Annotated in this window: 22 protein-coding genes; 6 read left to right on the top strand and 16 right to left on the bottom strand. The window is 72.2% G+C overall.

Annotated elements, in window-relative coordinates:
- Both TU30_RS06005 and TU30_RS06000 read right to left on the bottom strand, forming a co-directional pair.
- Positions 1–481 (bottom strand): cytidylyltransferase domain-containing protein (locus tag TU30_RS06005; RefSeq protein ID WP_042165411.1); only part of this gene is annotated, 481 nt, incomplete at its 3' end.
- A gap of 62 nt (positions 482–543) precedes the next feature.
- Entirely contained in the window at positions 544–1,929 is a 1,386-nt protein-coding gene (locus TU30_RS06000; RefSeq protein WP_042165409.1) for a DUF6716 putative glycosyltransferase, read from the bottom strand.
- 197 nt (positions 1,930–2,126) lie between these two features.
- Here TU30_RS06000 and TU30_RS05995 point away from each other — a divergent pair, with 197 nt between their 5' ends.
- The 3 genes from TU30_RS05995 to TU30_RS05985 all read left to right on the top strand — a co-directional run bounded on the left by TU30_RS05995 (position 2,127) and on the right by TU30_RS05985 (position 5,676).
- Positions 2,127–3,107: a glycosyltransferase family 2 protein gene (locus tag TU30_RS05995; RefSeq protein WP_042165406.1), complete on the top strand. Its 981-nt coding sequence runs from the start codon at positions 2,127–2,129 to the stop codon at positions 3,105–3,107.
- On the top strand, positions 3,104–4,441 hold the full coding sequence (locus tag TU30_RS05990) for an alpha-2,8-polysialyltransferase family protein (protein ID WP_042165403.1): 1,338 nt from the start codon (positions 3,104–3,106) through the stop codon (positions 4,439–4,441). The genes TU30_RS05995 and TU30_RS05990 overlap by 4 nt, the downstream gene beginning before the upstream one ends.
- Before the next feature lie 248 nt (positions 4,442–4,689).
- Positions 4,690–5,676 carry a class I SAM-dependent methyltransferase gene (locus TU30_RS05985; protein WP_042165400.1) on the top strand — a complete coding sequence of 329 codons (987 nt, stop codon included), beginning with the start codon at positions 4,690–4,692 and terminating at the stop codon, positions 5,674–5,676.
- A 99-nt stretch (positions 5,677–5,775) separates the two neighbouring features.
- Here TU30_RS05985 and TU30_RS05980 read toward each other — a convergent pair whose 3' ends face one another.
- The gene (locus tag TU30_RS05980; RefSeq protein ID WP_042165398.1) at positions 5,776–8,109 is read right to left on the bottom strand and encodes a glycosyltransferase; all 2,334 of its coding nucleotides are present in this window, start codon (positions 8,107–8,109) and stop codon (positions 5,776–5,778) included.
- A complete protein-coding gene (locus tag TU30_RS05975; RefSeq protein WP_042165396.1) occupies positions 8,106–9,575 on the bottom strand; it encodes a glycosyltransferase family 29 protein in 1,470 nt (489 codons plus the stop codon). The genes TU30_RS05980 and TU30_RS05975 overlap by 4 nt, the downstream gene beginning before the upstream one ends.
- 242 nt (positions 9,576–9,817) lie before the next feature.
- On the opposite strand from TU30_RS05975, the gene TU30_RS05970 reads away from it, so the two are divergent.
- Positions 9,818–10,963 carry an acyltransferase gene (locus TU30_RS05970; protein WP_042165394.1) on the top strand — a complete coding sequence of 382 codons (1,146 nt, stop codon included), beginning with the start codon at positions 9,818–9,820 and terminating at the stop codon, positions 10,961–10,963.
- Positions 10,964–11,168: 205 nt separating this feature from the next.
- Here the strand turns inward: TU30_RS05970 and TU30_RS36950 are convergent, their stop codons facing one another.
- Positions 11,169–12,404, bottom strand: coding sequence for a trypsin-like serine protease (locus TU30_RS36950; RefSeq protein ID WP_078878135.1), 1,236 nt, complete (start codon positions 12,402–12,404; stop codon positions 11,169–11,171).
- Positions 12,405–13,006: 602 nt separating this feature from the next.
- Here TU30_RS36950 and TU30_RS05960 point away from each other — a divergent pair.
- Positions 13,007–13,519, top strand: a complete 513-nt coding sequence (locus TU30_RS05960) for a hypothetical protein (RefSeq protein WP_234307786.1) — start codon at positions 13,007–13,009, stop codon at positions 13,517–13,519.
- Positions 13,520–13,619: 100 nt separating this feature from the next.
- On the opposite strand, the gene leuE is transcribed toward TU30_RS05960, so the two are convergent.
- Genes leuE through TU30_RS05945 form a run of 3 tightly spaced genes read right to left on the bottom strand, consistent with a single transcriptional unit; the run spans position 13,620 to position 16,143 of the window.
- Entirely contained in the window at positions 13,620–14,282 is a 663-nt protein-coding gene (gene leuE, locus TU30_RS05955; RefSeq protein ID WP_042165390.1) for a leucine efflux protein LeuE, read from the bottom strand.
- Positions 14,283–14,336: 54 nt separating this feature from the next.
- A complete protein-coding gene (locus TU30_RS05950; RefSeq protein ID WP_052479750.1) occupies positions 14,337–14,543 on the bottom strand; it encodes a hypothetical protein in 207 nt (68 codons plus the stop codon).
- Position 14,544: 1 nt separating this feature from the next.
- Positions 14,545–16,143: a methylmalonyl-CoA mutase gene (locus TU30_RS05945; RefSeq protein ID WP_042165388.1), complete on the bottom strand. Its 1,599-nt coding sequence runs from the start codon at positions 16,141–16,143 to the stop codon at positions 14,545–14,547.
- Positions 16,144–16,577: 434 nt separating this feature from the next.
- Between TU30_RS05945 and TU30_RS05940 the strand changes: the two genes are divergently transcribed.
- Positions 16,578–17,570, top strand: coding sequence for a L,D-transpeptidase family protein (locus TU30_RS05940; RefSeq protein ID WP_042165668.1), 993 nt, complete (start codon positions 16,578–16,580; stop codon positions 17,568–17,570).
- 230 nt (positions 17,571–17,800) lie between these two features.
- Here the strand turns inward: TU30_RS05940 and TU30_RS05935 are convergent, their stop codons facing one another.
- From TU30_RS05935 to TU30_RS05900, 8 genes are all read right to left on the bottom strand, one after another.
- The gene (locus tag TU30_RS05935; protein WP_042165386.1) at positions 17,801–18,826 is read right to left on the bottom strand and encodes a hypothetical protein; all 1,026 of its coding nucleotides are present in this window, start codon (positions 18,824–18,826) and stop codon (positions 17,801–17,803) included.
- Positions 18,826–19,500 carry an RNA polymerase sigma factor gene (locus TU30_RS05930; RefSeq protein WP_042165385.1) on the bottom strand — a complete coding sequence of 225 codons (675 nt, stop codon included), beginning with the start codon at positions 19,498–19,500 and terminating at the stop codon, positions 18,826–18,828. The genes TU30_RS05935 and TU30_RS05930 overlap by 1 nt, the downstream gene beginning before the upstream one ends.
- A gap of 343 nt (positions 19,501–19,843) precedes the next feature.
- Positions 19,844–20,743 carry a hypothetical protein gene (locus TU30_RS05925; RefSeq protein ID WP_052479749.1) on the bottom strand — a complete coding sequence of 300 codons (900 nt, stop codon included), beginning with the start codon at positions 20,741–20,743 and terminating at the stop codon, positions 19,844–19,846.
- Between the two features lie 216 nt (positions 20,744–20,959).
- Entirely contained in the window at positions 20,960–21,568 is a 609-nt protein-coding gene (locus TU30_RS05920; protein ID WP_042165384.1) for an RNA polymerase sigma factor, read from the bottom strand.
- A 196-nt stretch (positions 21,569–21,764) separates the two neighbouring features.
- A complete protein-coding gene (locus tag TU30_RS05915; RefSeq protein ID WP_042165383.1) occupies positions 21,765–22,187 on the bottom strand; it encodes a hypothetical protein in 423 nt (140 codons plus the stop codon).
- Between the two features lie 197 nt (positions 22,188–22,384).
- On the bottom strand, positions 22,385–22,954 hold the full coding sequence (locus TU30_RS05910; protein ID WP_042165381.1) for a hypothetical protein: 570 nt from the start codon (positions 22,952–22,954) through the stop codon (positions 22,385–22,387).
- A gap of 108 nt (positions 22,955–23,062) precedes the next feature.
- Positions 23,063–23,602 (bottom strand): hypothetical protein, encoded by a 540-nt coding sequence (locus tag TU30_RS05905; RefSeq protein WP_042165379.1) that lies wholly within the window; start codon positions 23,600–23,602, stop codon positions 23,063–23,065.
- Positions 23,603–23,751: 149 nt separating this feature from the next.
- Positions 23,752–25,350, bottom strand: a complete 1,599-nt coding sequence (locus tag TU30_RS05900) for a glycoside hydrolase family 20 protein (RefSeq protein WP_042165661.1) — start codon at positions 25,348–25,350, stop codon at positions 23,752–23,754.
- Positions 25,351–25,461: the final 111 nt, after the last annotated feature.

Raw genomic sequence — 25,461 nt, 5'->3', positions numbered from 1 at the left:
TCGGCTCCGCGTCCCGCCAGATGAAGCCGTGGAACGGGGCCACGGTCACCGCCGTGTCGGCGCCCTGGCCGGCGACCGCGCCGGCCACCCCGTCGATGTCCTCGCGGATCAGGAACGGGCTGGTGCACTGGACCAGCAGGACGACGTCCACCGCGGCGCCGTGCAGCGCCTCGTGGGCGTCCATGGCGTGCAGGACGGCGGCCTCGGAGGTGGCGAGGTCGCCCGCGATGGCGGCGGGGCGCATCACGATCTCGGCGCCGGCCTGCCGGGCGGCGGCCGCGATGGCCTGATCGTCGGTGGAGACGACGACGTCCGTGACGTGGCGCGCGGCGCGGCACTCGCGGACCGCGCGGGTCACCAGGGGCGCACCGCCGACCGGCGCGAGGTTCTTCGCGGGCACGCCCTTGGAGCCGCCGCGCGCGGGGATCACGGCGAGCACCCGGCGCGCCGGGACGTCCTGGCCCGCTGGCGGTCGGTACATGGGATCAGCTCCTTGAGCCGGACGGGAAGGGAGGCGGTCTCGGCCGGCCGGAGACGGGGTGCTCACAGCTCGCCCATCCGCCGGATCACCGGGGCCACCCGCTGGACGCCGTGGCGGTAGGCACCGCGCGCCGCGCGGCGCACGATCTGCCGGACCGGTCCGGGCTCCTTGTCGGCGGCGGGGGTGCCGGGCAGCGGAGTGCCGTCCGGGCCGAGGTGGTGGCGGGCGAGCAGGGCGGGCAGGTAGCCGGGCGCGGTGACGGTCGTGTAGTACGGGGCCGGCGGCGGCAGGCTGCCGGGGCGGTCGAGCAGTTTGGTGATGCGCGCCCGGGCGGCGTCGAAGGCGGTGTCGTACGACGCCTCCCCGGCGGCGGTGCCCCCGGCGGCGACACCCTGCCGGGACACCCACTCCTCGTCCGGCACCGGCCGGTGACCGGCGTCGAGCTGGTCCCAGGAGGCGAGGCAGCCGGAGCCGACGAAGTGGTGGTTGCCGAGTGCCTCCCGCACCCCGAGGTCGGTGAGGACCACGGTCGGGACACGGCGGTGCAGGGACTCCAGCGCGGCCGTGGAGCTCACGGTGACCAGCAGGTCGGTGCGGTCCAGGACCTCGCCCATGTGCCCGTACACCAGGCGGAAGTTGGCCGGCGGGTCGAGCCGCTGGACCAGCTTCTGGTACGGCAGTTCCTCGATGTGCGTGGTGTGCTCGCCCGGCTTGGAGCGCAGCTTGAGCAGCACCTCGCGCTCGGGGTGCCGGCGGGCGTGCTCGACCAGCCGGTTCAGCAGGTAGGTGCGGTCCCGGCGGTTGTCCGGCACGGAGGGCTGGGCGGCGAAGACGACCGTGTAGGGCCTGCCCCCCTGCTCCGCGGACGGGTCGGGCTCACCGGCGTAGGCGGCCCCGCCGAGGAACGGCAGCGCGACCTCCGTCACCGAGCCGGCGTCGGCGCCCACGCCTTCGTACACGGCGCGGAAGCGCTCGGCGTCCTGACGGGAGTTGGCGAGGACGAGGTCGGCGCCGTGGCGCAGCAGCAGGCCGTCGGCGAGCTTCTCGTAGACGACTCCGACGTACCCGGTGACGACGACGGGCCGCTTCGCCCGGCCGGCGGGGTCCTCGGAGCGGACCCCGGCGTCCGCCCAGATCCGCCCGAGTCCGTGCAGCATCGCCTGCACCCCGCCGCCGACCAGGGCGAGGACCAAAATGTCGTACGTCTCCTCGCGCATGGCGTGCAGGAACTGGACCGCGGTCACCTCGTGGAGGGCGTCCGCCTGGACGCCGACCTCTTCGAGCTGACGGGCGGTGGGAGTCGCACGGCCCCGCAGGAGATAACCGTCCAGACGGATGTCCGAGTTCTCCGGGGCGATGCGGTTCGCGGTGAGCGATCCCCATTTCCACCGGGTGTCGGAATCCGCGAGGACGGCGACTCGCAGGGTCTTCTTCGCACTGGCTGGCACAACGAAGACGCTAGAAGCAATTTCTAGGGGCCGCCCAACCCAAATCCAACAAATGGTGAACAGGAGACCGCCGAATGGAGAATCACCCCGCCCGCCACTCGGAAAAACGTTCGCTTCACTGCTTCGCCACGCGCCGTTCATCCCGCATCAAGGTTCAATCAATGACGAATGACGGGCCGCCGCCTAACGTCGAAGACGTGCCCAAGCTCTCCGTCATCGTGCCGTTCTACAACGTGCGCCCATACGTCCCAGATGCCCTGCGAAGTCTGCGCGCCAACGCGCGGGACGACTTCGAATTCATTCTCGTCGACGACTGCTCGACCGACGGGACCGCGGACCTCCTCGCGCGCGCCGAGCGCGAACTGCCGGGGGCGGTGCTGGTCGGACACGAGAAGAACGGTGGCCTGGCCACCGCCCGCAACACCGGTATGGACCGGGCCCGCGGCGAGTACCTGACGTTCCTCGACGGCGACGACTGGCTGGCGCCCGGCCATTACGCCAAACTGGTGAACGCGATCGAGGAACTGGGCTGCGACTTCGTCCGCACCGACCACGTGCAGTGCACCGCGCGGGCCCGGGTCGTGCACCGCGTCCCGCACGGCCGGCGCAATGTGGTGCTGGACCCGCGTGACGCGATCCTCCCCGCCCACCGGACCACCTCCGTCGACTACGCCTACGCCTGGGCGGGCATCTACCACCGCAGGCTCGTCGAGCGCGGCGTGCTGCACTTCACCGACGGGCTGCGCACCGCCGAGGACCGGCCCTGGATCTGGAAGCTGCACCGGGAGGCGGAGTCCTTCGCGGTGACCGGCCTCCTCGGGGTCTTCTACCGGCGCGGCGTCTCCTCGTCGCTCACCCAGATCGGTGACGCCCGGCAGCTCGACTTCATTCGCGCGTTCGACCAGGTGATCGAGGAGACCGCGCGGGATGCCGAAGCGGCGGCCCTGCTCCCGAAGGCCGTGCGCACGTACTGCGCCATCATTTCCCACCATCTGGGAACCATCGAAAGGTTCGAGCCGCCCGTGGCACGACAACTGAAGGCGATGAGCACCGCCGCGCTGCGACGCATGCCGCAGGACGTACTCGAGGACGCGCTCGGCTCGATGGACGCCGAGCGCGCCGGCCGGCTGCGCAGGCTGCGCCGCCGCGCGACGTCGGTCCCGGAGGTCGCCGCGTGACCACGCAGATCTTCATGGCGTCGACCCTGTACGGCACGGCCACGCTCGCCGCCGCGCTGGACTCGGGCTGCTTCGCGCCCGCCGACCGGCGGATCCTGTTGGTCTCCAACAACGCGACGACGCCCGAGACGACGCCCGCCGTCGACGAGATGCCCGGGTTCGAGCGGCTGCGGTCCCGGTTCGACGACGTGCTGTCGTGGAACGAGGCCATCTTCCCGTTCCACCCCGGCGGCTGGGCGCCGCGCCTGGAGGACGTTCCGCTGTGGGAGCGGTATCTGCGGCTGCTCTGGGAGCTCGGCGACGACGACCTCGCACTCGCCGTGGAGTCCATCCAGGTCAACCCTGCCCTCGGGATGACGCAGATCTTCACCGACGCGCCCGTCACGGTCTACGCGGACGGTCTGATGAGCTACGGCCCGACCCGCAACAAGATCGACCCGCTGGTCGGCACCCGGGTGGAGCGGCTGCTCCACCTCGACCTGGTACCGGGTCTCGAACCGCTGCTGCTCACCGAGTTCGGGGTGGCGCCGGAGATCGTGGCCACGCCGGCCTTCACCAAGGTGCTGGCCGAACTGGCCGGCACCGGCGACGCGCTGCCGGACGTGACGGAGCCCGCGCTGCTCCTCGGCCAGTACCTGTCCGCGCTGAACATCCTCTCCCCCGAGGAGGAGGAGAACCTTCACGTGCGGATGCTGGAGGGCGCGGTGCACCTCGGTCACACCCGGGTGGTGTTCAAGCCCCACCCCACGGCCCCGGCACGTTTCACCCGCACCCTGGAGGACGAGGCCGAGCGGCTCGGCGTCGCCCTCACGGTGGTGGACACCCCGGTCCTGGCCGAGGTGCTGTACCAGCGGATGCGTCCGGCCCTGGTCGTCGGCTGCTTCTCCACCGCCCTGCTGACCGCGTCCGCCCTCTACGGCCTGCCGGTCGCCCGGGTCGGCACCGAGACCCTGCTGAACCGGCTGACGCCGTTCGAGAACAGCAACCGCGTACCGGTCACCGTCGTCGACGCGCTGCTGCCGGAGCCGACGGACGGGGCGGCCGTCGCCGAGCGGCGCGGGCGCATGGACACCGGCGCCCTCGGCGACCTCGTACGGACCGTCGGCTTCACGATGCAGCCGAAGATCCTGCCGGACCTGCGGCCCGAGGCCGAGCGGTACCTGGCGACGCGGCTGGACGACACCACCCGGCGGTACTTCAGGAGGAAGCGGCTGACGTCCCTCGGGCTGCCCGGCGGGGTGCCGCCCCAGCTGGCGTTCCTGCCGCGCAACACCACCGTCCGGAAGGTCGCGCGCAAGGCGCGCAGGCTGCGCCGGACGATGATGCGCCGCTGAGCACACGGGGGCACCCGTCCGGGACACCGGTGGGGGGGGCGGGCGCCCGGTACACCGGACGGGACGGGCGCTGCCGGCCTCATCGGTCGACCGGCCTTCCGGTCCAGGCGAACGGCGGGTGAAGACCGAAGAAAGACCGAGTCGCAACCATCTGACTCCATGGATTCCATGGTGAACTGACGGTCACAGCCATAGGCTCACGACGCTTGCCGTCCCTCTCCGGCGTCACCCAACCCGTGAGGCATCCCATGACGAACCTCGGTCGGCTCTACCCGCTTCTCGACGACGTCCAGCTGCCGGACGACCTCCCCTACTCCCAGGTCAGCACCTGGGAACTGCGGTTCCTCTATCTGCTGGGGCGCCATCACCTCACGGGCGGGGACCGGCTGGTCGAACTGGGATCCGGTGGCGGCGGCTCCACCTACGCTCTCGCCCTCGGGCTGCGCGAGAGCACCCTCTTCGACGAGCGCCGGGGGCGGCTGCACGCGTACGACTTCTTCCGTGTGGGCAGGGGCACCTTCGCGACGGAGAAGTTCTTCGCCCCGGGGAGCAGGCCGGCCGACGACGGCTCCTTCCTGGAGGACTTCCGCGGCCGCCTCGAGCCGTTCCTGCCGTTCCTGGAGATCCACGCCGGAGACCTCTGGGAGACCTCGGACCCCGAGGACACCAGCCCGGTCGAGTTCCTGCACATCGACATCGCCAAGACCGCCCGGGTGTTCCGCTGTGTGACCGAGCGGTTCCTGACCAGGCTGCGGCCCGGCTCGGTCGTCCTGCACCAGGACTTCGCCGGTCCCCGGCTGCCGTGGCTGCACCACAGCACGGGCGCGCTGCTGCCGTACATCGCGATCGCCGGGCCGCCGATCCGCTCCACGCTCGCCTTCGAGGTCGTCCGGCCGATCCCCGAGAGCGTGCTGAGGTCCCTCGCCGAGGACACCTACTCCGTCGACGAGAAGCTGGCGCTGATCTCCGCCGTCCAGGAACGGATCGACCTCGACCACACCGGCGGCATCCCCTTCACGTCCGTCCTGGAGTTCGCCAAGGCCTACGTCGCCCACTACGCCGGCGACCACCGGCGGGCGTGGTCGCTGGCCAAGCCGCTGGTCGACGACGCGTACCTGAGCCGTACCCGCTCCGACCACTTCGAGCAGCTGCGCAAGGCGTACGACGAGGACCGGGCGAGGAACGGCGGCGGTTCACGGCTGGCCCGGCTGGCGAAGAAGGCCGTGGGACGCTGAGTCCGCGGACTCGGCGCGAAAGGAGTCGGCGCGCGGCACGCGGGAGCCCCCGCCGCCCGTCCCGGAGGGCTTCCGGGCGGGCCGCGGGGGCTCGGCGTGTCACTCCCCGAGGATCGCCCTCAGGTCGGCCGCGTTCGCCTCGGTGACCTTCCACAGCGACTGCTGACGCTCGTGGACGTCGGCGACGGTCGCCGCGTGGCGGTCCAGGATGCCGGTCGCCCGCTCGGTGAGCACGGCGCCCAGGTTCCGGTCGTGCACGGAGACACCCCACTCGGGGCGCTCGATGTCGGCCAGGAAGTACGCCATCTTCGGGTGCGAGATCAGGCTGATGATCGGCGTGCCCACGCCGAACGGGATCATCCCGGCGTGCCCGCGCATGCCGATGACGAGGCGGGTCTTCGCGTACAGGTCCCGGATCCCGTCGTTGTCGAAGTCGTACATGGGGATGACCGGCAGTGAGATGCCGTGCTCGCGGCGCAGGTCGAAGGCGATCCGCTCGTCGTCCAGGGAGTGCGCCACGCAGCGGACCTCGGTGTGCGCGCCGATGCCCCGCACGGCCTTGGCGATCTCCGCGAGGAAGTGCCCGTAGTCGTGTCCGAAGCGCAGGCCCGCCCGGTCGTAGGCGGCGTTGAGCAGGACGGTGTCCTCGCGCTCGGCCGGGTCCGTCCAGCCCGGCACCAGCTGGCGGCTGACCGTGGTGGGGCAGGGCTGGAAGCGGACCTTGTCGTGCAGGTGGTCCGGGAGCATGGCCCGCACCTTGGCGATGGAGCCGTGGTTGCGCAGCCCGAAGAAGGAGGACTTCTCCACCAGCAGGCGCAGGCTCTCGCGGAACCGCCCGGCACGGTACGACTGGCCGTCGAAGGCGTTGAAGCCGACCGCGTAGACCATGATCGGCGCGTCGATGGCGCGCAGGTGTTCGTCGGGCACGTTCCACTGCCAGGCGCTGTTGCCGTTGGGCATGGTGTCCGGGATGAACAGTCCGCCGCCGCCGATGACCAGGCCGCGCCGGGCGTTGACCCGCTCCAGGGCGGCCTCGTCGAACAGCCGGTGGGCGTGGACGGAGTGCCAGCGGCGGGAGGTGGTGTCCGGCCCGAAGCCCAGGCGGACGGTCTCCGGCAGCAGCTTGTCACCGGCGTTGCCCTGGCGGTCCATGTAGAAGGCGACGTGCGCCAGCTGGTCCCCGGCGCCGCCCAGTTCCCGCTCGGGCACGGAGGCGGCGCGCTGCGCCCACAGCCGGCTCGAGCGGTGGGTGGGGTCGACGGAGATGCCGGCGGTGGCATGGCGCAGCGACGTGGCGTCGTCGCCGTGCACCCAGGCCATCTGGGCGAGCCGGGCGTAGGCGGTGGCGGCCCGGTTGGGAGCGGCGGCGGCGAGCAGCAGTCGTGCCCTGGCCTCGTCGTAGCGGGAGACGCTCATCAGGGCGTGCCCGAGCACCTCGTGCGGCCAGGCCTCGTCGAGCGGGATGTGCACGCTGCTCAGGATGTCGACGGCGTCCTGGTAGTCGCCGGCCGCGATGTGCGCGGCGGCCACCTTGCGGGCGCTCTCGGTGTCCTTGGTACGCGCGACGTGCGGGGTGCCCAGGTGCACCACCAGGTCGTGGTGGAGGCCCCCGGACTGGGCCAGGTAGGCGGCCTGGAACTCGGCGTCGGACAGGTCGAACTCGCGCCAGCGGCCCTCCGCCTGCCCGTATCCGGCCTCGCCGCCCTGCCAGGGCTTGTGGCGGCCGGTGAAGTGCAGGATCGCGGTGTCCTCGGGGACCGGCAGGTCGCCGGACAGGCGCCGCTTGACGAAGTTGTAGCGGGCGTCGAGGCGGACGAAGTCGCCGTCCAGGACGGAGTTGAGGATGCCCTGGTCGTGCTTGTCGAGTTCGTAATCGCCGCTGCGTCCGGTCGCGTCCAGCCTGGCGCAGAAGGCGTCGCTGAGGTACTCGCGCTGGATGACCAGCAGCCCGGAGTTCAGCTTGTGCTGCCCGTAGAAGAACTGCGGGACGGCGGCCAGGCCCTCGCGCAGCCTCAGCAGTTCACCGAGGTCACGGAGGACGACCATGTCGGTGTCGAGCGTGATGATGGTGTCGTACTCGCGCAGCCGGAAGACGTCGAGGATGAAGTACGCCTTGCGGACCAGGTAGTTGTCCTGGTCGCCCTTCTTGTACGTGTCGTAGTGCTCGGTGTTCACCCGGCGCAGCACGATCCGGGGGTGCAGGGCGCGGATCCTGGCGACGGAGCCGGGGCGCAGGTCGTCGTGGAGGACGACGAAGTCCTCGCACACGCCCGGGTTGGACAGGGCGAGGCTGCGCAGGAGGGCGAGGAAGCCGGGCAGGTAGTTCTCGTCGACGTAGGAGGCGAAGGCGACGCGGCGCTTGCCGGTGAGCGCGTCCGACGAGAGAGCCGGTGCCAGGGGGGCGCCGGTCACGGCCCCGGGGGTGTTGGTCATCGCAGGGAGATCCTCATGTCGGTCACTCGCTGGGCCCGCTGCATGACCCATTCCTTCTCGCTGGTGTACTCGTGCACGGAGGTGATCGGCATCTTCATGGCTTCCGGCACGCGGTAGGCACCGCTCTCGTAGAAGTCGAAGCCGATCAGGTCGAGGGTGGGGCTGACGTCCAGGAAGTCCAGCAGGAACAGCATGTTGAAGCCGGTGGTCGGAATGCCGGACCAGGCGTCGGAGCCGAGCTTGCCGATGTTGCGCACGGGCCAGCGCAACGACTCGTCGCCGAGGTGGCGCTGGGCACCGGGCACCAGGCGGTTGCGCAGGGAGTACTTCCAGTCGCCGGAGATGCCGCCGAACACGAGCCGGGTGGTGACCGGCTGGTCCCAGTTGAAGCCGTGCTTGTGGATGGTGGCGTGGATGTCGGTGCGCCCGCCGGTGTGCTTCTCGTCGATGCGGTACGAGTTGAAACGGACCACCAGGTCGTAGGCGTCGATCTCGGCGCCCATCGAACTGCTGGCGACCCGACCCGAGTTGGCGATGAGGCAGACGGACTTGCCGGCGATCAGGTTGCGGAACTCGCCGAGGCTGACCCACTGCACGCCGCCGATGGTGGGGTCGGCGACGGGCCCCCGCATCCGGTTGCGGCGCTGCTCGGCGTAGAGGGCGAGGGCCTCGGTGAGCGCGGGGAGGTCGGCGTCGCCGCGCGCGGCGCGCAGTTCCAGGTACTGGCTCAGGAGTTCCTGCCGGTCGGCGACCGGCGCCTGCTCGGCGGCCAGCGCGAGGAGCGCTCCCACCATGCGCGGCTCGGCCTGCGGCCAGTCCCCCACGGCGTGCGCGGCAAGGCCCTCGGCCCATACGTCGGTGGCGGGGCCGGCGGCGAACTGCTCCGCGCGCGGGCACTGGCGCCGCAGCAGGGCCAGCAGCTCCTGGTCCTTCTCCCCGGCGACGCGCAGCCCGGCGATCTTCGCGGAGACGCCGAACCCGTCGCTGTCGGTGAGGTCCAGGTACCGCTCGTAGGCGGGTACGGCCTCGGTCTCGTCGCCGAGGGCCTCCATCAGCCGGGCGCGCAGCCGCCAGCCGGCGCGGGAGTTCTTCCGCTGGGCGAGCACGGTGTCGCTGATGACCAGCGCGAGGTCCAGCTCGTCGTCGTAGCCGCACTCCAGGGCCTTGTTGGCGACGGCGAGCAGGGCGTCCAGCGCTTCGTTGGGAATGCCGGCGGCGGGGGCCGACGCACCCTTGACGGCCCGCTTGAGGCGGGCGGCGGCGCCGCCCGGCACGGCGGTGGTGGCGGCGGCGGTGGCGTCACCGGTGGTGACCACGACGAGCAGCTTGCGCAGCTGCTCCGCAAGCTCGATTCTGCGGCGGTCCACACTGCCGACGAGTTTGCCACTGTGTACCGCGCAGGCACGCAGACAGTCGTCCAGCCCCCCTCCGCGCACACGTGCCCGTCTGTTCTGAACCGTCGTCATGGCACTCCTGTTTTGCCGAACCAGCTGCGCGCTCAACTTATCGCGACAGCATGGGTTGCGTTTTCTTCTGCGTAAGGGGGATGCCAGGAGATTTTAGAAAGCCAAAACGACATCCAGGTGAACTCGTCTCTACTGGACGGGAAATCGTTGGCCTGGCGTTCGATTGCTCTCCACCCGTCGGACTAACGTGCTGACATACCCGCGGCCGAAGCCGGCCGGAATCATGGAGCACAGGGGTTTCCTTGACCAGCACGCTCGCCCGTCCGACACCCGAAGAGACCCGGCGGGCGGAGCCGGGGAAGCCACGCGTCCGCCCCCGTCTGCGGGCCCTGGACGGACTGCGTCTGGTCGCCGCGCTGATGGTGGCCGCCTACCACTACGGCGGTCGCGGCGGCGACGTCACCACCGCCTGGGGAAGCTCCCCGAAAGACCAGTTCCCCACCCTGCACGAGTACTTCGCGTACGGCTGTCTCGGCGTCCAGGTCTTCTTCGTGATCAGCGGGTTCGTCATCTGCATGAGCGGCTGGGGCAGGCCGCTGAGGTCGTTCTTCGCCTCCCGCGCCTCCCGGCTGCTGCCCGCCTACTGGGCGGCGGTCCTCCTCGTGACGGCGGTGTTCGCGCTGCCGGTGGTCGTCTACGAGGCGGTCTCGCCGAGCGACGCGCTGGTGAACCTGACGATGCTCCAGCAGCCGCTCGGCGCGGACCGGGTGCTGGGGGTGTGCTGGACCCTGTGGGTGGAGATCCGCTTCTACGCGCTGTTCGCCCTGTTCGTGGTGATGCCCGGGGCGAGCCGGCAGCGGGTGATCCTGTTCTGCGCGGTGTGGACCATGGCCGCCGCGATCGCCGACGCCGCGAACGAGCCGCTGCTCGACCTCGTCCTCATGCCGGAGTACGCGCCGTTCTTCGTCGGGGGCATCGGCCTGTACCTCGTCCACCGCGACCGCAAGGACGCGTACGCCTGGGGCATCGTCGGGGTGAGCTGGCTGATCGGCCAGCGCTACGCGGTCCAGGACCTGTGGCACGCGCCGAGCGCGGACGCCTTCTCCCACCGGACCTCGTTCGGCATCATCCTGATCGTCACGCTCGGCTTCGTCGCCGTCGCCGCCATCGCGCTGGGCTGGCTGAGCTGGGCGAACTGGCGCTGGCTGACCGTCGCGGGCGCCCTCACGTACCCGTTCTACCTGGTCCACGAACACCTGGGCTGGGTGGTCATCCACGGCCTCCACCGCGGCCTCGGCCTCGGCTCGGCGGAGACCTTCGCCCTGACCGTCGTGGCGATGCTGCTGCTGGCCCGGCTGCTGAACCGGTACGTGGAGGAGACGCTGACGCCGAGGATCCGGGCACGGCTGTCCCGGTCATCCCCCGAGCTGCTGTCCAGGGCTGCCTGAACACCTGGGGTCCGCGGGCCTGTACGGCGAGTCCCCCCTGCGCCGCGAGGAATCGGTGCGTGTCCCGGTCGGCGGCCGCTTCGCCCGCTCGGCCGGATCCGGCCGAGGCACCGGCCCCGATCCGGAGCGGACCCGGCGTGCGCAGGAGGGTCGCTCCCGCGCGCCGGGTCCGCCGCCCGTTCCACGCCCGTGACAACGCGCGGAATCAGCTCAGAGGCAGAGGAGACAAATCCACCGGGGCGGCCCCCGCGACACGGAAGTTGTCGGCGTGCTCCAGCGTGAAGCGCTCCCAGCCACCGGCGACGCTGTCCGAGCGGGCTCGCAACTGGCCCGCGTCCTCACCCGTGTAGTTGGCCTCGGTCACGACGTACTTGCCGTTGGCCCGCGACTGCAGGGCGTACTTCCGGTCTCCCTGAGGTACCAGCGTGTACGACTCCCACCCTCCGGTGACGGACTCGCTGCGGGCGCGCAGCATCCCCTCGTGGGCACCGGTCCGGTTGAGCTCGGTGGCGACGAAGAGACGGCTGGCCTCCGACCGGAGCGCCACCGTCGCTCCGTCGTCACGGGTGTGGAACGTGAACTGTTCCCAACCCGCCACCGTGTCACTGCGTGCCCGCAGCCTGCCCTCGTTCTCGCCGGTGGCGGTCACCGCGGCGGACACGTACTTGCCGTTCGCCTGTGCCTTCAGCGACCAGCGGGCGACCCGGACGCCGATCCAGTCCGCGATGTCGTCCAGCCGGGTCTCCACCGCGCCGAGGCGGGTCTCCTCGGAGCCGAAGCATCCGCCTTGCCATGAACGGCTGCTGACAGCGACGAGCTCGTCCCCCTCGCTGCCGGAACGGACGGCCGGGCCGCCCGCGTCGCCCTTGCACACCGCGGCGCCTTCCCGGCCCTCGATGTCCAGCTCCGCTTCCCGGGTGCCGGTGACGGAGAACGTGCCGACATGCAGCCGGGTGGGCGCCCACTCGTCCTTGGTGCGGCCGTATCCAGCCACGGACAACGGCTCTCCCACGGCGGGGGCCACAGCGCCGAGAGGCACGGGAGCGATGTCCCGCACCGGCGAGGACAACCGCGCCAGCACCAGATCGCGATCAGCGCGGGGCACCAGTTCCACGATGTCCCGGACCTGGCCGGACGTGGACGTCAGGTCGGCGCGTCCGATGATGGCTTCGGTGGGGAGGGGAGGCGCACCGGCGGCGACCGACGCGTACCGGGCGGGGTCGTCGGCGAAGCAGCTCGCCGCCGTGACGATCCACCGCTCCTCCACGAGCGCCCCGGAGCAGGCTCGGTCCGCCTCACCCATCTCGATTCTCGCGACGTAGGCCTTCTCCCCGCCGCCGGCCGGGTCGCCCACCGTCGCCTGCGCCGGACCCGCGACGAGCGTTCCCGCCACGACCAGCACCCCGGCGAGCCAGGACCCGCATCTCGTTCTCCTGCTCACGCTTTCGCCCCTGTCACAGATCGTCGACCGCCTTCCCAGGTGTCGGACCGTTCCTCCCCGCCCGCCGAGGACCAGGAGCCGCCGGTGCTGTCACGTTCCCCGGACTCGGCACCGGCGCCGCCCCGGTGCCGCTGTTGCGACAGGCGGTTCGGACACTTCACGCACTAGATCATCCGGGCGGCGACCTGCGGGCGGAAATAAAAAAACGAGCGCTTCCCACCCTCGAGGAAACCGGGATTCCCCTTTTCCTTCACCCTGCATTTTCCGTACGTTCAGACATCGGCGGCGCAGCGGCGCCCACACCGCCACCAGCCATGAAGTCGACCGGGAGCCGAACGCGGGCCGACTCCGCAGCCTCGACCCCGGTCACACCCCGCCAACAAGCGGAAAGACCGCCCTCTCCGGCGAATAAACTTTTCCCGCCCCACCACGAGGTTCGGCGGGAAACTCACGGAAATTCACTCACCTCACTGCACGCAATGCGTTTTTAACGTGAATGTCGGACACCTTCGTGTGGACAGACGGCAGCTGAAAGCTTTAGATCTGACGGGACCACAGATCTCTTCAGGTTCCCTGGGGTGTACAACCATGTGAGGAAGAGGATGAGGAAACGCGTTACGCGGACACTGCTGTCGTGCACGGCGGCCGGGGCGGCCGTCCTGGGGCTGGGTGCGGGGCTCTCCGGCTTGGGACCGGGCGGGCAGGAGGCGCCGCCGATGGCCGCGGTGGCGGAGGGGGACCCGGGGTACGCCGTCGAGGACTTCGCGTACCCGCAGGCCGACAAGATCCTCGAGGAGCAGGGCATCCTGCTCAAGCGGGGGGACGGGCACATCGTTCTCGCCGCGTGTGACAGCGGGACGGGGCTGTTGAAGGTCTACACGCGCAACAACAGCACCGTCTGTTTCCGCACCACGGGCGACAGCGGCTACCTGAGCCTGGAACTGCCGGCCGTCTACGGCGTGCAGACCAACGCGTACCAGGCCGACCTGCACACCACCGTCGAGGACGAGGAACACCAGTACGAGGTGGATCCCAACTCCTTCGCCCCCGTGGGGGAGGCCGCCGACCCGGAGGGCCGCCGGCACGTCCTCGTCGAGATCGTCACGTCCAAGTAGCCGCCACCCGTTCCCGAACGGGGACAAGCAGCGCCCCGGAACTGCCGCGGCCGGCCCGGCTCTCCGGCATCCCCGTGGTGGAGAAACCGGGTCGCCGGTCTCACGCCGCCAGGGACAGCTTCGCCGCGAAGCCCAGGAACAGGACGCCCGCCGCCGAGGTGGCGCCCGCCGACAGGGCCCGGCGGCGGCGGAAGGCGGCGGCGAGCCGGGTGCCGCCGAATATGAGGGCGCTCAGGTAGAGGACGCTGGCGATCTGGGCGAGGATGCCGAGGACCACGAAGGAGAGCGCCGGGTAGGCGTAGGCCGGGTCGACGAACTGCACGAAGAAGGAGACGAAGAACAGGATCGCCTTCGGGTTGAGCAGGCTGATGACCAGCGCCCTGCGGTACGGCCGTTCCCCGGGGGCCGCGTCGGCCCGAACCGCCTGGGAGGCGCTCTCCAGGGCGCTCTGTTCCCGCCGGGTCCGCCACATGCCCCAGGCCGCGCGCAGCATGCCGACCGCGAGCCACGTCAGATAGCCGGCGCCCGCGTACTTCACGATGCCGAACAGCACGGCGTTCGCCTGGAGCAGCGAGGCGACGCCCGCCGCGGACAGGGTCATCAGCACGGCGTCCCCGCACCACACCCCGGCCGCCGCCCTGTAGCCGACCCGCACCCCGCGCCGGGCGGCGACGGACAGGACGTACAGGGAGTTGGGGCCGGGCAGCAGCACGATGAGGATCAGGCCGGCCAGGTAGGTGGGGAGGTCGATGACGCCGAACATGGAGGGAGTGTCGCACAGGGGTGCGGCACTCCGGCTCGACTGTACGGGGGTCGGTCAGTCGTCGCCGTCCAGGAGGATGGCGACGGACAGGTCGAGGGTGGTCCCCACGGACCCCGGGGCGGGGACGGACCGGCCCCGCTCGACGTGCCGGGGGTCGGGACACGTGCCGTCCTCCGGGTCGGTGTGGAGCAGGACCTGGTCGTGGTGACGATCCGCGACGAGGTGGACCGGAATGCCCGCCTCGGCGTAAGCCCCGACCATGTCAGAAGGCGTCCGAAGGCACGTACGTCCCCCAGACCTCGCGCAGTGCGTTGCAGACCTCGCCGACGGTGGCGCGGGCGCGCAGGGCGTCCTTCATGGGGTAGAGGACGTTGTCCTCGCCCTCGGCGGCCTTCTTCAGGGCGGTCAGGGCGTTGTCGACGGCCCGCTGGTCGCGCTCCGCGCGGAGTGCGGCCAGGCGTTGGGCCTGCTGGGCCTCGATGGCCGGGTCGACGCGGAGGGGCTCGTAGGGTTCCTCGGTCTCGAGCTGGTAGCGGTTGACACCGACCACGACGCGTTCACCCGAGTCGGTCTCCTGGGCGATGCGGTAGGCGGAGCGTTCGATCTCGCTCTTCTGGAAGCCGTGTTCGATGGCGTTGACCGCGCCGCCGAGATCCTCGACCTTGTCCATCAGTTCCCGTGCCGCGGCCTCCACCTCGTCGGTCATCCTCTCGACGACGTAGGAGCCGGCGAACGGGTCGACGGTCGCGGTCACGTCCGTCTCGTAGGCGAGGACCTGCTGGGTGCGCAGGGCCAGGCGGGCGCTCTTGTCGGTGGGCAGCGCGATGGCCTCGTCGAAGGAGTTGGTGTGCAGGGACTGGGTGCCGCCCAGGACGGCGGCCAGGCCCTGGACGGCGACGCGCACCAGGTTCACCTCGGGCTGCTGGGCGGTCAGCTGCACGCCGGCCGTCTGCGTGTGGAAGCGCAGCATCAGCGACTTGGGGTTCTCCGCCCCGAACTCCTCCCTCATCACCCGGGCCCAGATCCGGCGGGCCGCGCGGAACTTGGCGACCTCCTCCAGGATCGTCGTGCGGGCGACGAAGAAGAACGACAGGCGGGGGGCGAAGTCGTCGACGTCCATGCCGGCCGCGACCGCGGTCCGCACGTACTCGATGCCGTCGGCGAGGGTGAAGGCGATCTCCTGCGCCGGGGACGCGCCGGCCTCGGCCATGTGGTAGCCGGAGATCGAGATCGTGTTCCACTTCGGGATCTCGGCCCGGCAGTACTTGAAGATGTCCGCGATCAGGCGCAGGGACGGCTTGGGCGGGAAGATGTACGTCCCGCGCGCGATGTACTCCTTGAGCACGTCGTTCTGGATCGTGCCCGTCAACCGGTCGGCGCTGACGCCCTGTTCCTCGGCGACGAGTTGGTACAGCAGCAGCAACAGGGAGGCCGGGGCGTTGATCGTCATCGACGTCGAGACCTTGTCCAGCGGGATCCCGCCGAACAGCACCCGCATGTCGTCGATCGAGTCGATGGCCACGCCCACCTTGCCGACCTCGCCCGAGGCGATCGGGGCGTCGGAGTCGTGGCCCATCTGGGTGGGCAGGTCGAAGGCGACCGACAGGCCCATCGTGCCGTTGGCGATCAGCTGCTTGTAGCGGGCGTTGGACTCGCTCGCCGTGCCGAACCCGGCGTACTGGCGCATCGTCCACGGCCGGCCCGTGTACATCGTCGGGTACACGCCCCGGGTGAACGGGAACTTCCCCGGCTCGCCCAACTGCTCGGCCGGGTCCCAGCCCTCGAGGGACTCCGGCCCGTAGACCGGTTCGATGGGCAGTCCGCTCTCGGTGGATCGGGCACTGCCCGACTCGCGTGCCATGGTGTGATGCCTCCCGCTGAGCAGCGCTGCTCGGCTGCTTGCCCGTTCACGTCAGGTCAGGTGCCCGTCAGGTGCTCACCCGTACCGACCGACTGCCCGCCGGTACGGACCCGGCCCCTCGACGGACTGTAGTCGTGGGGGTGCGACCCGGTGCAGGGGCGCACGCTGGGACCTTCCTCACAGGGTCGGTGGGACCCCGCTCACAGCGCTCGCCTCCGCCGCCGTCCGCCTGTCACTGACCACCATGCCCCCTGGTTCGGGAGTGGTCACGTCGGGGAGCATCTCGGGTGACGGCCCGCAGGGGCCGGTGAGGCGAGGGGGCTCGCGTGCGTACTACGGGCACGAGGACGAGGACGAGGGCGCGGGCGTCGGCGGGGACCCGGCCGCGGCCGGGCACGGGTGCGGCGGCGAGGGCCGTCGCCGCGGGCGTGGCGCTGGCCGCGCTGGCCGGGGGCGCGGTGGGCTGCACCGTGCAGCCCGTCGACGCGGACGGCAACGGGCGGTCACCTGTGCGCATCGAACTGCCGAGCGGCACGCCGTCGGTGTACCGGCCGCCCTCCGGTTCCGGGTCCGACGACGGGTCCGGGTCCGACGACGGGTCCGGGTCCGGTTCCGGTTCCGGCAGCGGTTCCGGGTCCGAGGCCGACGACGACGGCGGGGGTTCCGGCAGCGGTTCCGAGGCCGACGACGACGGCGGGGGTTCCGGCAGCGGTTCCGGGTCCGCGGCCGACGACGACGGCGGCGGGGGTTCCGGCGCCGGTGACCGGCCGGAGAGCGTGCCTGCCCGGCCGCCGGCCCGGGTGCTGTGGGCCCCCGGCGACTCGGGGCGTGACATCCGCGAGCTCCAGGCGCGGCTGCGTCAGGTCGCCTGGCTGTTCGACGGGCCCACCGGGACGTACGACGGTGCCACGCGGGAGGCCGTCGAGGGGTTCCAGGGCAAGCGGGGGCTGCCGCGGACCGGGCGGACCGACACCGTCACCTGGCAGCGGCTGCTCGGCATGACGCGCGAGCCGGGCCGCTGGGAGCTGTACCTGATGGGCGGCCAGCCCGCCGCCGCTCCCGACGCGCGCTGCCGGACGGGACGCGTGCTGTGCATCAGCAAGTCCAGCCGTACCCTGCGCTGGATGATCGACGGGCGGACCCTGACGACGCTGCCCGTCCGCTTCGGCTCCGAGCCCACACCGACGCGCGACGGTGTCTTCGAGGTCTACTGGAAGTCCCGCGACCACGTGTCCACGCTCTACGACTCACCGATGCCGTACGCCATGTTCTTCAGCGGCGGCCAGGCCGTGCACTTCTCGGCCGACTTCGCCGCGCGGGGCTACGCCGGGTCCTCGCACGGCTGCGTCAACGTGCGGGACGAGGCGGCCATCGCCGGGCTGTACGAGCAGGTGCGCAACGGCGACAAGGTCGTCGTCCACTGGTGAGCCGCGCCGCGCGGACAGCCGGCGGCATCAGAGGGGTGACGGGGGAAGGGCGCGGGCGGGACCGGGGGAACGTGTCCCGCCCGCGCCGAGTGCACGGGCCGCAGGTACGGGGGGAACCCCGGCTCCGTGCAGAAGCCGATGACCAGTCGGCTCACCCAGTACTGCGCCCCGGTGGCCGAAAACGTCACACCTGGCGACGCGGACCTCCCGAACGCCCGTAAAGCCGCAGGTCAGCCGGATGTTTCGGCGCCCTTGCCGTTCTTTCCGCCCCTGCCCTCGTCACCGTTGGCGTTCCCGTCGGCATCGGCGTTGCCGGTCGCGTTGCCCTTCCCGTTCCCGTTGTCGCCGTTCGCCGCGCCCTCGGTGCCGCCGTCGCCGGTGCCGGTGTCGCCGCCCCCGTCACTCTTCGCCGTGGAGCCGGAACCGGAGTCGGGGCCGGCGCCGGTGCCCGTGTCGGCTCCGGCGCCGTGGGCGGCCAGGACGTTCTCGCAGTACGGCCCGACATGGACAAAGCCGCCCGCCGCGTCCTCCAGCAGGCGCTTGCGGCTGCCCGGGAGCTTGCGGCCGTCACGCAAGGCACGGCAGGCCGAGGCGATCTGTTTCCCGCGGCCGTTCCCGGCCGCGGGATCGTCGGTCTTCATACCGGGCTCCGTCACGCCGCCGTCCTCGTCGACGCCGGTGCCCGGTCCGTCCTGCTGTCCGGTACCACCGTCGGCGTCCCCGGACGGCTTGTCCGGATCGCCGTCCCCGGGCCTGGCGCCGCCCGGCGCGTCCCTCTCCGACCTCGGCGGCAGGGGGCGTTCGGGTGAGGTGGTGGCCGTGGCCGTGGCGGCGGGGCCGGAGACTCCGGACGGTGCCGGCAGGACCCCGGTACCGGCCAGGACCGCGGCACCGCCGACCATGCCCACGGTCAGCGCGGCGGCCAGCCCGAAGCGCGCCGGGCGCGCCCAGCAGGGTCCGCGCTCGGCCCCGGGACGGCCCGCGGGCGGGACAGCGATGCCGACCAGTCCCCCGTCGGTGTCCTGCGCGGCCTGTTCCGCCCGCTCCTCGCGGACCGTGCGGAAAACGGCCAGTGCGGCGGCCTCACCGGGGAGTTCCCCGCCGGCCGGCGGGGGTGGGGCGGACAGGGCACCGAGGACGCGCGCGAGCCGTTCGGCCTGTTCCCGGCCGACCGGGTCGACAGCTTCGGGTGACTCTCCGCCCAGCAGTCGCTCCGCCGTTTCGCGGTCCAGCCACCTGTGCTGCTCGTCGGCCATCACATGTCCTTCTGCGTCCGCGCTCGCACATGCGTCACACTCGCGGACGTCACCGCAGGGCTGCGTGGTTCTCTCGGGGGCGGGAGGGCGTCGAGCACCCCCGCGGATTCCGGATACGCCTCCGGATCGCCGTCGAGTATCTCAGCCAGCCGCCTCAGCCCCCGGTGCGCGGCCGTGCGCACGGCGCCCGGCCGTTTGCCCAGTGCGGCGGCGGCGGTCTTCGCGTCGAGGCCCACGACCACCCGCAGGACGACGGCCTCGGCCTGGTCCTGCGGCAGCCGGGAGATGAGGGCGAAGGCGCCGTCGGTGGCCATCGCCTCAATGGCCTGGTCGGCGGTGTCGGACTCGGCGGGCCGCCCGTTCAGCTCGCCCTCGTCGCCGCCGATCGCGGGGCGGCGCCCCCGCATGCGGATGTGGTCGAGGGCACGGTTGCGGGCGATCCGGGCGGCCCAGCCGCGGAACCGGTCCGCGTCACCGCTGAACCGCTGCAGGTCCCGGGCGATCTGCAGCCACGCCTCGGACGTCACGTCCTCGGCGTCGAGCTCACCGACCAGCGTGCGTACGTACCCCAGCAGCCGTGGGTGCACGGCCCGGTACACCGTCCGGAACGCGGTCTCGTCCCCGTCCTGTGCCGCCCCCACCGCGGCCGTCAGCTCCGCGTCGTCCCCCAGCACCGCGCACCCTCTTTGCGCCTCAGCCGGCGCCGCTCTCGCGGACCGGGTTCTCGCCGTCGTGGTCCCTCACTTGATGGTTGCGGTCTCCGGCCGCGAGCGGATCGTGGTCATGTTTCCGTCGCAGCCTGGCGCGAAAGGCACGTTACGACCTCAAACCTCTCCCCGTCCATGTCCGTCCATGTTTCCGTGCGTGATTCAACAAAGCTGTGACCGGGCGGTGTGACAGAAAACGCACGCATGGCGCTGGAGGAGTTACGGACCGCCGCGCGGTCCGTGCCGCGCGACGGCCGGGGCCTCTCCTGTGGGGGGTGGCGGCCTCGGCCGTTGCCTCGGCAGCCGTGGTCTACGGCTTCTCCTCGCCGCCCGGCCGGGCGGACGCGCTCTGACGCCCGCTCGCGCCGTTACCCGAACCACCGGTGTCGTTGCCGGAGTTGCCCGCTCCGCTCGAAGGGCTGCTCCCGGTTCCTCCCGCGCCGTCGGTCCGGGCCTCCGGCGCACCGGTGCCGGCGGGCTCCGCCTCGCCCGTCGCCGGACCGACCCGCCCGGCGCAGTACGCGTCGATGTTCGCCGCGCCGCCCGCCGCCTCGACGAGCCGCTTCCAGGCGGTCGAGTCGAGCGCCCTGCCGCGTTCCCCGAGCTTCTCGTACGCGCGGCAGTGAGCCCCGGTCTCCCGGGGCAGGAGGGCGCTCTCCGTGGCGGCGGGGCCGGAGCCGGGGTCCGGGTCGACATCGGCATCAGTGTCGGAGGACCGGTCGGCGGACGGGGCCCCGGACACCGCGGAGGTGTCGGCCGGTGCCGTGGGGCGGCCCCCGCCGTCCCGGGAACCGTCCGACGGCCCGGCCGCACCGATCCCCGCGACGGCGACCCCGCCCAGGCCGAGGCCGGCGATCAGGACGGAGAGGGTGGCCTTCACCGAGAGGCGGCCGAGGCGCCCCCGGGGACGCCAGTCGTCGCGACGCCGGGTGCGGGTGGAACGCGTGGCCGCGTCCCGCGCCTCCCGGAACGCGGTCACCGCCCGCTGCTCGGCCCCGGCGTCGACCACGTCCTGGACCAGGGCGTCGGCGAGCAGGGCCTCGAGGCCGGCGGTGTCGGGGGTGACGGCGTCACGGGCAGGATGCCGAGCGGAGGCGGAACCGGAACCCGGGCGGTCCGGTCCGGCCGTGCGGTGGCCCTGCGACGTGCCCTCATCAGGGTGCACACGCCGACGGCCGGGCGTCCCGCCGTCGTTCCTCCGTTCACCCATGTCCGTTTCCGTTCCTGCTCGATCCGTTCGATCCGTTCGATCCGGGCGACCCGGCCGGTCCACTCACCCGGCCCGGCCCGGCCCGGCGGCAGCCGCCCGGCCGACGCGTACGTTCCGCGCGTCCGGGCGGTTCAGATCACCGGGCCGACGCGCTTCACGGACGGCTCCGTCGGCCGTCACGCGCCGACCCGGTCACTGGTCACCGGCTACTTCGACTCACCCCAGCGTCCGCGGGGCCGCATCCGTCACACTCTCGCCGCCCAGCTGTGCGGCCAGGCGTTTCAGGCCCCGGTACACGGCCGTCCGTACCGCGCCCGGCCGCTTGCCGAGGACGCGGGCGGCGGCGGGGCCGTCGAGGCCCACGACCACCCGCAGCAGTACGGCCTCGGCCTGGTCCCGGGGCAGCCCGGCGACCAGCTCCAGGGCACGCTCGGTGGAGAGAATCTCCAGCGCCTGGTCGGGCGTGCTCTGCGGGCCGGGGAGGTTCAGCACGTCCTGTTCCAGCGTCGAGGGCCGTGGCCGCGCCCGTTGCCGGCGCAGGTGGTCCAGTGCCCGGTGCCGGGCGATGGCCGCCGTCCAGCCCCGGAACCCGGCCCCGTCGCCCTTGAACCGGCCGAGGTCACGGGCTACCTCCAGCCAGGCGTCGGAGGTCACGTCCTCGGCGTCGTCTCCGACCAGTCCGCGCACGTAGCCGAGCAGTGCGGGCTGCACGAGCCGGTAGGCCACGGCGAAGGCGGCCTCGTCACCGTCCTGGGCCCGCGCGACGGCCGCGCCCAGTTCCCCGTCGTGCGCCTGTGCGCGGCGGGGTCGCCCTCCCTTGCCCAAGAACTGTCCTCGTCCGTACCGGTCCGCGGCGCGGCCGTGCGGCGCGCCCCGTCGGGTCGTGCCGCACGGCCCCACGGTCGTCAGCGTCCGGCGCCACGAAAGTGTCACAGCCCGCCGGCCGCCCCGTGCGTCCCGCGAACCCGCCGGTGCGGACCGCCACGGCCGTCTGCGCGGCCCGTGCGTGCCGCCCGCCGTCTCAGAGGTCACCGCTCGACGCGTCCCGGCACAGCAGGCGCAGGGAACCGTCGGCCGTGTAGCAGCGGCGGGCCTCCTCCATGGGGTCCCAGAAGCGGCCGTCGGGAGTACGGACCCAGTACTCGCCGCCCGAGGCCACCCACTCGCCGCCGGCCTGGCGCACCATCACCTCACCGGCGTAGGCGCCGAACCCGCGCAGCACCGTCTCCACGGCGGCGTACGGGGCCGCCTCCCCGCGTATGTCCTCGATGGCGCGGTCGACGCTCCACAGGCTGCGCGCCGAGTAGTCGAGGCGCAGCCGCGCCCCTTCGCGCATCGCCGTCACGGTGTCCGCCGCCCACCGCACGGGCTTGGCCGCGGCCGAGGGCCGGGTCTCCTGCCGTGTCGTCGCGGTCGTAGAAGTTCCAGTCGTCGCAGTCGTCACACCCGATAGAGCGCCCGGGCCCGTGGTTTCGTCACCCGGATGCGCGGGGGCACGGGCAACCGGCGCAGAACCGGCCCGGCTCCGCCGCATCCCGGTCACAGGCGCCACCGTTTCGGCGGGTGGCCGGCTCTGCGAGCCGCGCGGCCGCCCTGCGGACGACGACGCCACTTCTGCCCCGGGCTCCGGCGCGGCCCGGGTCAGCCGTCCCTGCGGTTGCGGCGGGACAGGGCCGCGACGAGGACGCGCCGGCCCTCCGTCGAGACCTCCATCGCGCGCCGCAGCCCGGCCGGGCCGTGACCGGCCAGGACCTTCAGGACGGCGATCTGGCGGCGCAGTTCGGCGGCACCGAGCGGCGACAGCGGCAGACCCTCCGTACGGCCCCCGCGGGCTGCCTCGATCGCGTCCGCCACGTGCTCGTCCGGAGCACCACCGTCCAGGATGCGGTGGATCCGCAGCGCGGAGACCGAGCAGGCGTGCGCCCACTCCCGCAGTGCGGCGGCAGAGTTCCCGGCCGGGGCGGTGGTGAGCATCCGGTACGCGAGCGCCGCCGCGGCGTCCGCGCCGTCCGCCGCGGCGAGCTTGCCGCGCGTCTGCTCCAGCCGCTCCGCCCAGTCCTCGGCGGCGGCGTCCTCGGCGAGGCTCCCCCACAGCGGGCGCAGCGTCTCGTCGTCACCGCCCAGCAACGGCACGCAGCGATCCAAACAAGCCAGTCCGCTCGCGGCCAGTGCGCGCTCGTCGGCCTGCGCGATCAGTTCCACCAGGCTCATCCACGTCCCCCTCAGCGGGTCTTCGCGGGCCTTCGAGAAGACCCTTCAGGGACCTCACCAGTACGGAGGCCGCTCTTTGCCCTTACTGCGTGCGACGGCCCGGGAGTGTCACAGGGGCACCACTCCGAGCCGGTCGAGCAACCGGAAGAACAAGGTTTCGGCCACGGGGTCGGGGGCTGCGGTCAGCACCTCGACCAGTTCCTCCGCGGACACGGTATGTCCGGCCTCGGCGGCCCATGCGACGGCCCGGTCGGCTGCGTCACGGGGTTCCAGGAAGTAGTCCTCCAGTGTGAGCCCTCCCTGCACCACGCCCGCCGCGCCCTCGCCCCCGTCCGCCGCCGGGGCGCCGAGGTGGCCGGCCATCGCGGACCGCGCCAGGCAGGTCGTCCAGGCGCCGCTCTCCGGTGCGGCCGCCTCCACCACCACGCAGTCGCTGTCCATCACGTAGCCGAACAGCGCGGGTGCGCCGGTTTCCCCGGCGAGGTCGTTCATGTTCCCTATGCCGCCGTCGCCGCTCGGGTACTCCCAGACCTGCCATCCGCCCGGCGCCGACGTGCGCAGGGTCATGCCCCGCGCGCCGGCCAGCGCGTCCCGTTCGGCGAGCGGCCGCTCGTCACGGCCCACGACGAAATACCCCCAGTAGCCCATGTGCCGGTATTCCCCCCGGTGTGTTGGTTTCGGCTCAGCAGAAGATGACCACAGTCGCACGGGGGTTCGCAGGAATACGCCGCGATCCGCCCCGCACACCTCCGTCTGTACCGACTGGGGGACGCCGAAACCGCCCCACCGGGTCGGGCTCAGTCCACCTCGTCCGCCAGGCTCCGGAACTGTGCCCAGGACAGCGCCGGTTCGGCCGGGTCCCAGAGCTTCTGCGTGGTCGCCCGCAGCGGCATCCTGATCCCGGCCGCGACCTGGTCCTGTGTCTGGGAACGGGACAGGTCGCACCAGACGGCGAAGGACCCGCCGAGGATCAGGCCGTCGTACCGGGCGGGGACGGCGGTGGTGCCGCGCAGCACGCGCGGTGTCCACTGCTCGTAGATCCGCTCCCCCGTCGGGTAGACGAAGTCGTTCGGCTCGCCGAGCACGTAGTAGAGGAACTCGTCGTTGTAGTTGACGACCTCGCGGCCCTCGCCCAGGTAGTCCGCCGGCTGCCGGGCGCCGATCTCCTTGCCGGTCCAGTAGGCGACCTGGATGTCCTTCGCGGCCGGTACCGACCCGCCTTCGAAGAAGCCGTCGTTCCAGGCCCGGAGGGTGCGGTCGTGGGCGCGGACGGTGTCGGCGCGGTCGTTGAGCCAGCTCGTGGCGAGGTCCTCGACGGTCGCGCCGGGACCGTGCTCCTTGCGCGCGGCGGCGGCCAGGCCCGGGAACGACGCCTCGGGATCGGAGACCACCAGCGCCTGGTACTCGTCTGCGCCGAGGTGCCACTGCGAGCCGGGGAACAGTCCGGCGTACTCGTTCAGCAGGTCGTCGACGATCTCGGCGGCCCCGGGATCGGAGATGTCGATCGCGCCGCGCACGGGCCCGCCGCCCGCGTCGCGCAGCTGGAGGCCGGGGTGGGCGGCGATGACCGCGCCGAGGTGTCCGGGCGAGTCGATCTCGGGCACGACGGTGATGTGCCGGCTCTCGGCGAGGTCGACGATCCGCTCGACCTGCGCCTTGGTCAGATGCTGGTCGGAGACGATCTCCGGGTGCGCGTCGGACTCGATGCGAAAGCCCTGGTCGTCGGAGAAGTGCAGCCCCAGTTCGTTGTACTTCAGGTCGCCGAGCTCGCGGACCCGGTCCTCGATCCAGTCGGCGGTGAAGTGCTTACGGGCGATGTCCAGCATCATCCCGCGCCGCTGCTTGGCCGGCTCGTCGCGCACCACGCCCTCGGGGGCGGTCCCGGCGCCGCGGACCTGCTGCTTGAGGGTGCGGGTGCCGTAGAAGACGCCCGCCTCGGCGGGAGCGCTGACGGTCACCCGTCCGCCCCGCACGGTCATCGTGTACGACTCCGGGTTCGCGCCCCGGCCCTCGTTCAGCTCCAGGCGCAGGTCCCCGGCACGCTCGTCGTTCCGCTCCCCCGCGTACGCGAGGCCCAGCTCGCCGGCTATGAGGCGGCCCTCGTCCGCCAGCGCCGGATCGCCGACGACCACCCGGTGACCGCGCCCGGGCCGCCAGCCGGGGCCCCGCTCGGCGCTGTGGTCACGGACGGCGGGAATGGTCCGGGGCGCCTTCGACAAGGGGTAGGAACGGGTGGGGCCCGGCTCGGGCGTCCCGGAGGACGGCGAGCCCGCCACGTCCGCGGAGCGGGAGGCGGCGGAACCGGCCGGGCCTCCGTCGTCGCCCGACGTCGCCCAGAGGCCGATGCCCACCCCGGACGCCGCGACCAGCGCACCCGCGGCGAGGGCCACGGCCAGCGTCCGCCGCTGCCGCGTTTGCCGGGCGGAGGGCGGACGCCTGTGCTGCCTGTGCTGACTCACACGACCAACCTACGGCCCATCCGGGTGACGGATGTCGAGGAGGCGTTC

The organism is Streptomyces sp. NBRC 110035 (assembly GCF_000829695.1).
GTDB lineage: Bacteria > Actinomycetota > Actinomycetes > Streptomycetales > Streptomycetaceae > Streptomyces.
Note: the sequence above shows the minus strand (reverse complement) of the source record. Positions and strands in the feature narration are given on the sequence as shown.

What these genes read in the sequence shown, in the direction of transcription:
- TU30_RS05985 (WP_042165400.1), top strand. Translation starts at nt 4,690, where the DNA reads ATGACGAACCTCGGTCGGCTCTACCCGCTTCTCGACGACGTCCAGCTG.
- TU30_RS05980 (WP_042165398.1), bottom strand. Translation starts at nt 8,109, where the DNA reads ATGACCAACACCCCCGGGGCCGTGACCGGCGCCCCCCTGGCACCGGCT.
- TU30_RS05975 (WP_042165396.1), bottom strand. Translation starts at nt 9,575, where the DNA reads ATGACGACGGTTCAGAACAGACGGGCACGTGTGCGCGGAGGGGGGCTG.
- TU30_RS05960 (WP_234307786.1), top strand. Translation starts at nt 13,007, where the DNA reads ATGAGGAAACGCGTTACGCGGACACTGCTGTCGTGCACGGCGGCCGGG.
- leuE (WP_042165390.1), bottom strand. Translation starts at nt 14,282, where the DNA reads ATGTTCGGCGTCATCGACCTCCCCACCTACCTGGCCGGCCTGATCCTC.
- TU30_RS05950 (WP_052479750.1), bottom strand. Translation starts at nt 14,543, where the DNA reads ATGGTCGGGGCTTACGCCGAGGCGGGCATTCCGGTCCACCTCGTCGCG.
- TU30_RS05945 (WP_042165388.1), bottom strand. Translation starts at nt 16,143, where the DNA reads ATGGCACGCGAGTCGGGCAGTGCCCGATCCACCGAGAGCGGACTGCCC.
- TU30_RS05935 (WP_042165386.1), bottom strand. Translation starts at nt 18,826, where the DNA reads ATGGCCGACGAGCAGCACAGGTGGCTGGACCGCGAAACGGCGGAGCGA.
- TU30_RS05925 (WP_052479749.1), bottom strand. Translation starts at nt 20,743, where the DNA reads ATGGGTGAACGGAGGAACGACGGCGGGACGCCCGGCCGTCGGCGTGTG.
- TU30_RS05910 (WP_042165381.1), bottom strand. Translation starts at nt 22,954, where the DNA reads ATGAGCCTGGTGGAACTGATCGCGCAGGCCGACGAGCGCGCACTGGCC.
- TU30_RS05905 (WP_042165379.1), bottom strand. Translation starts at nt 23,602, where the DNA reads ATGGGCTACTGGGGGTATTTCGTCGTGGGCCGTGACGAGCGGCCGCTC.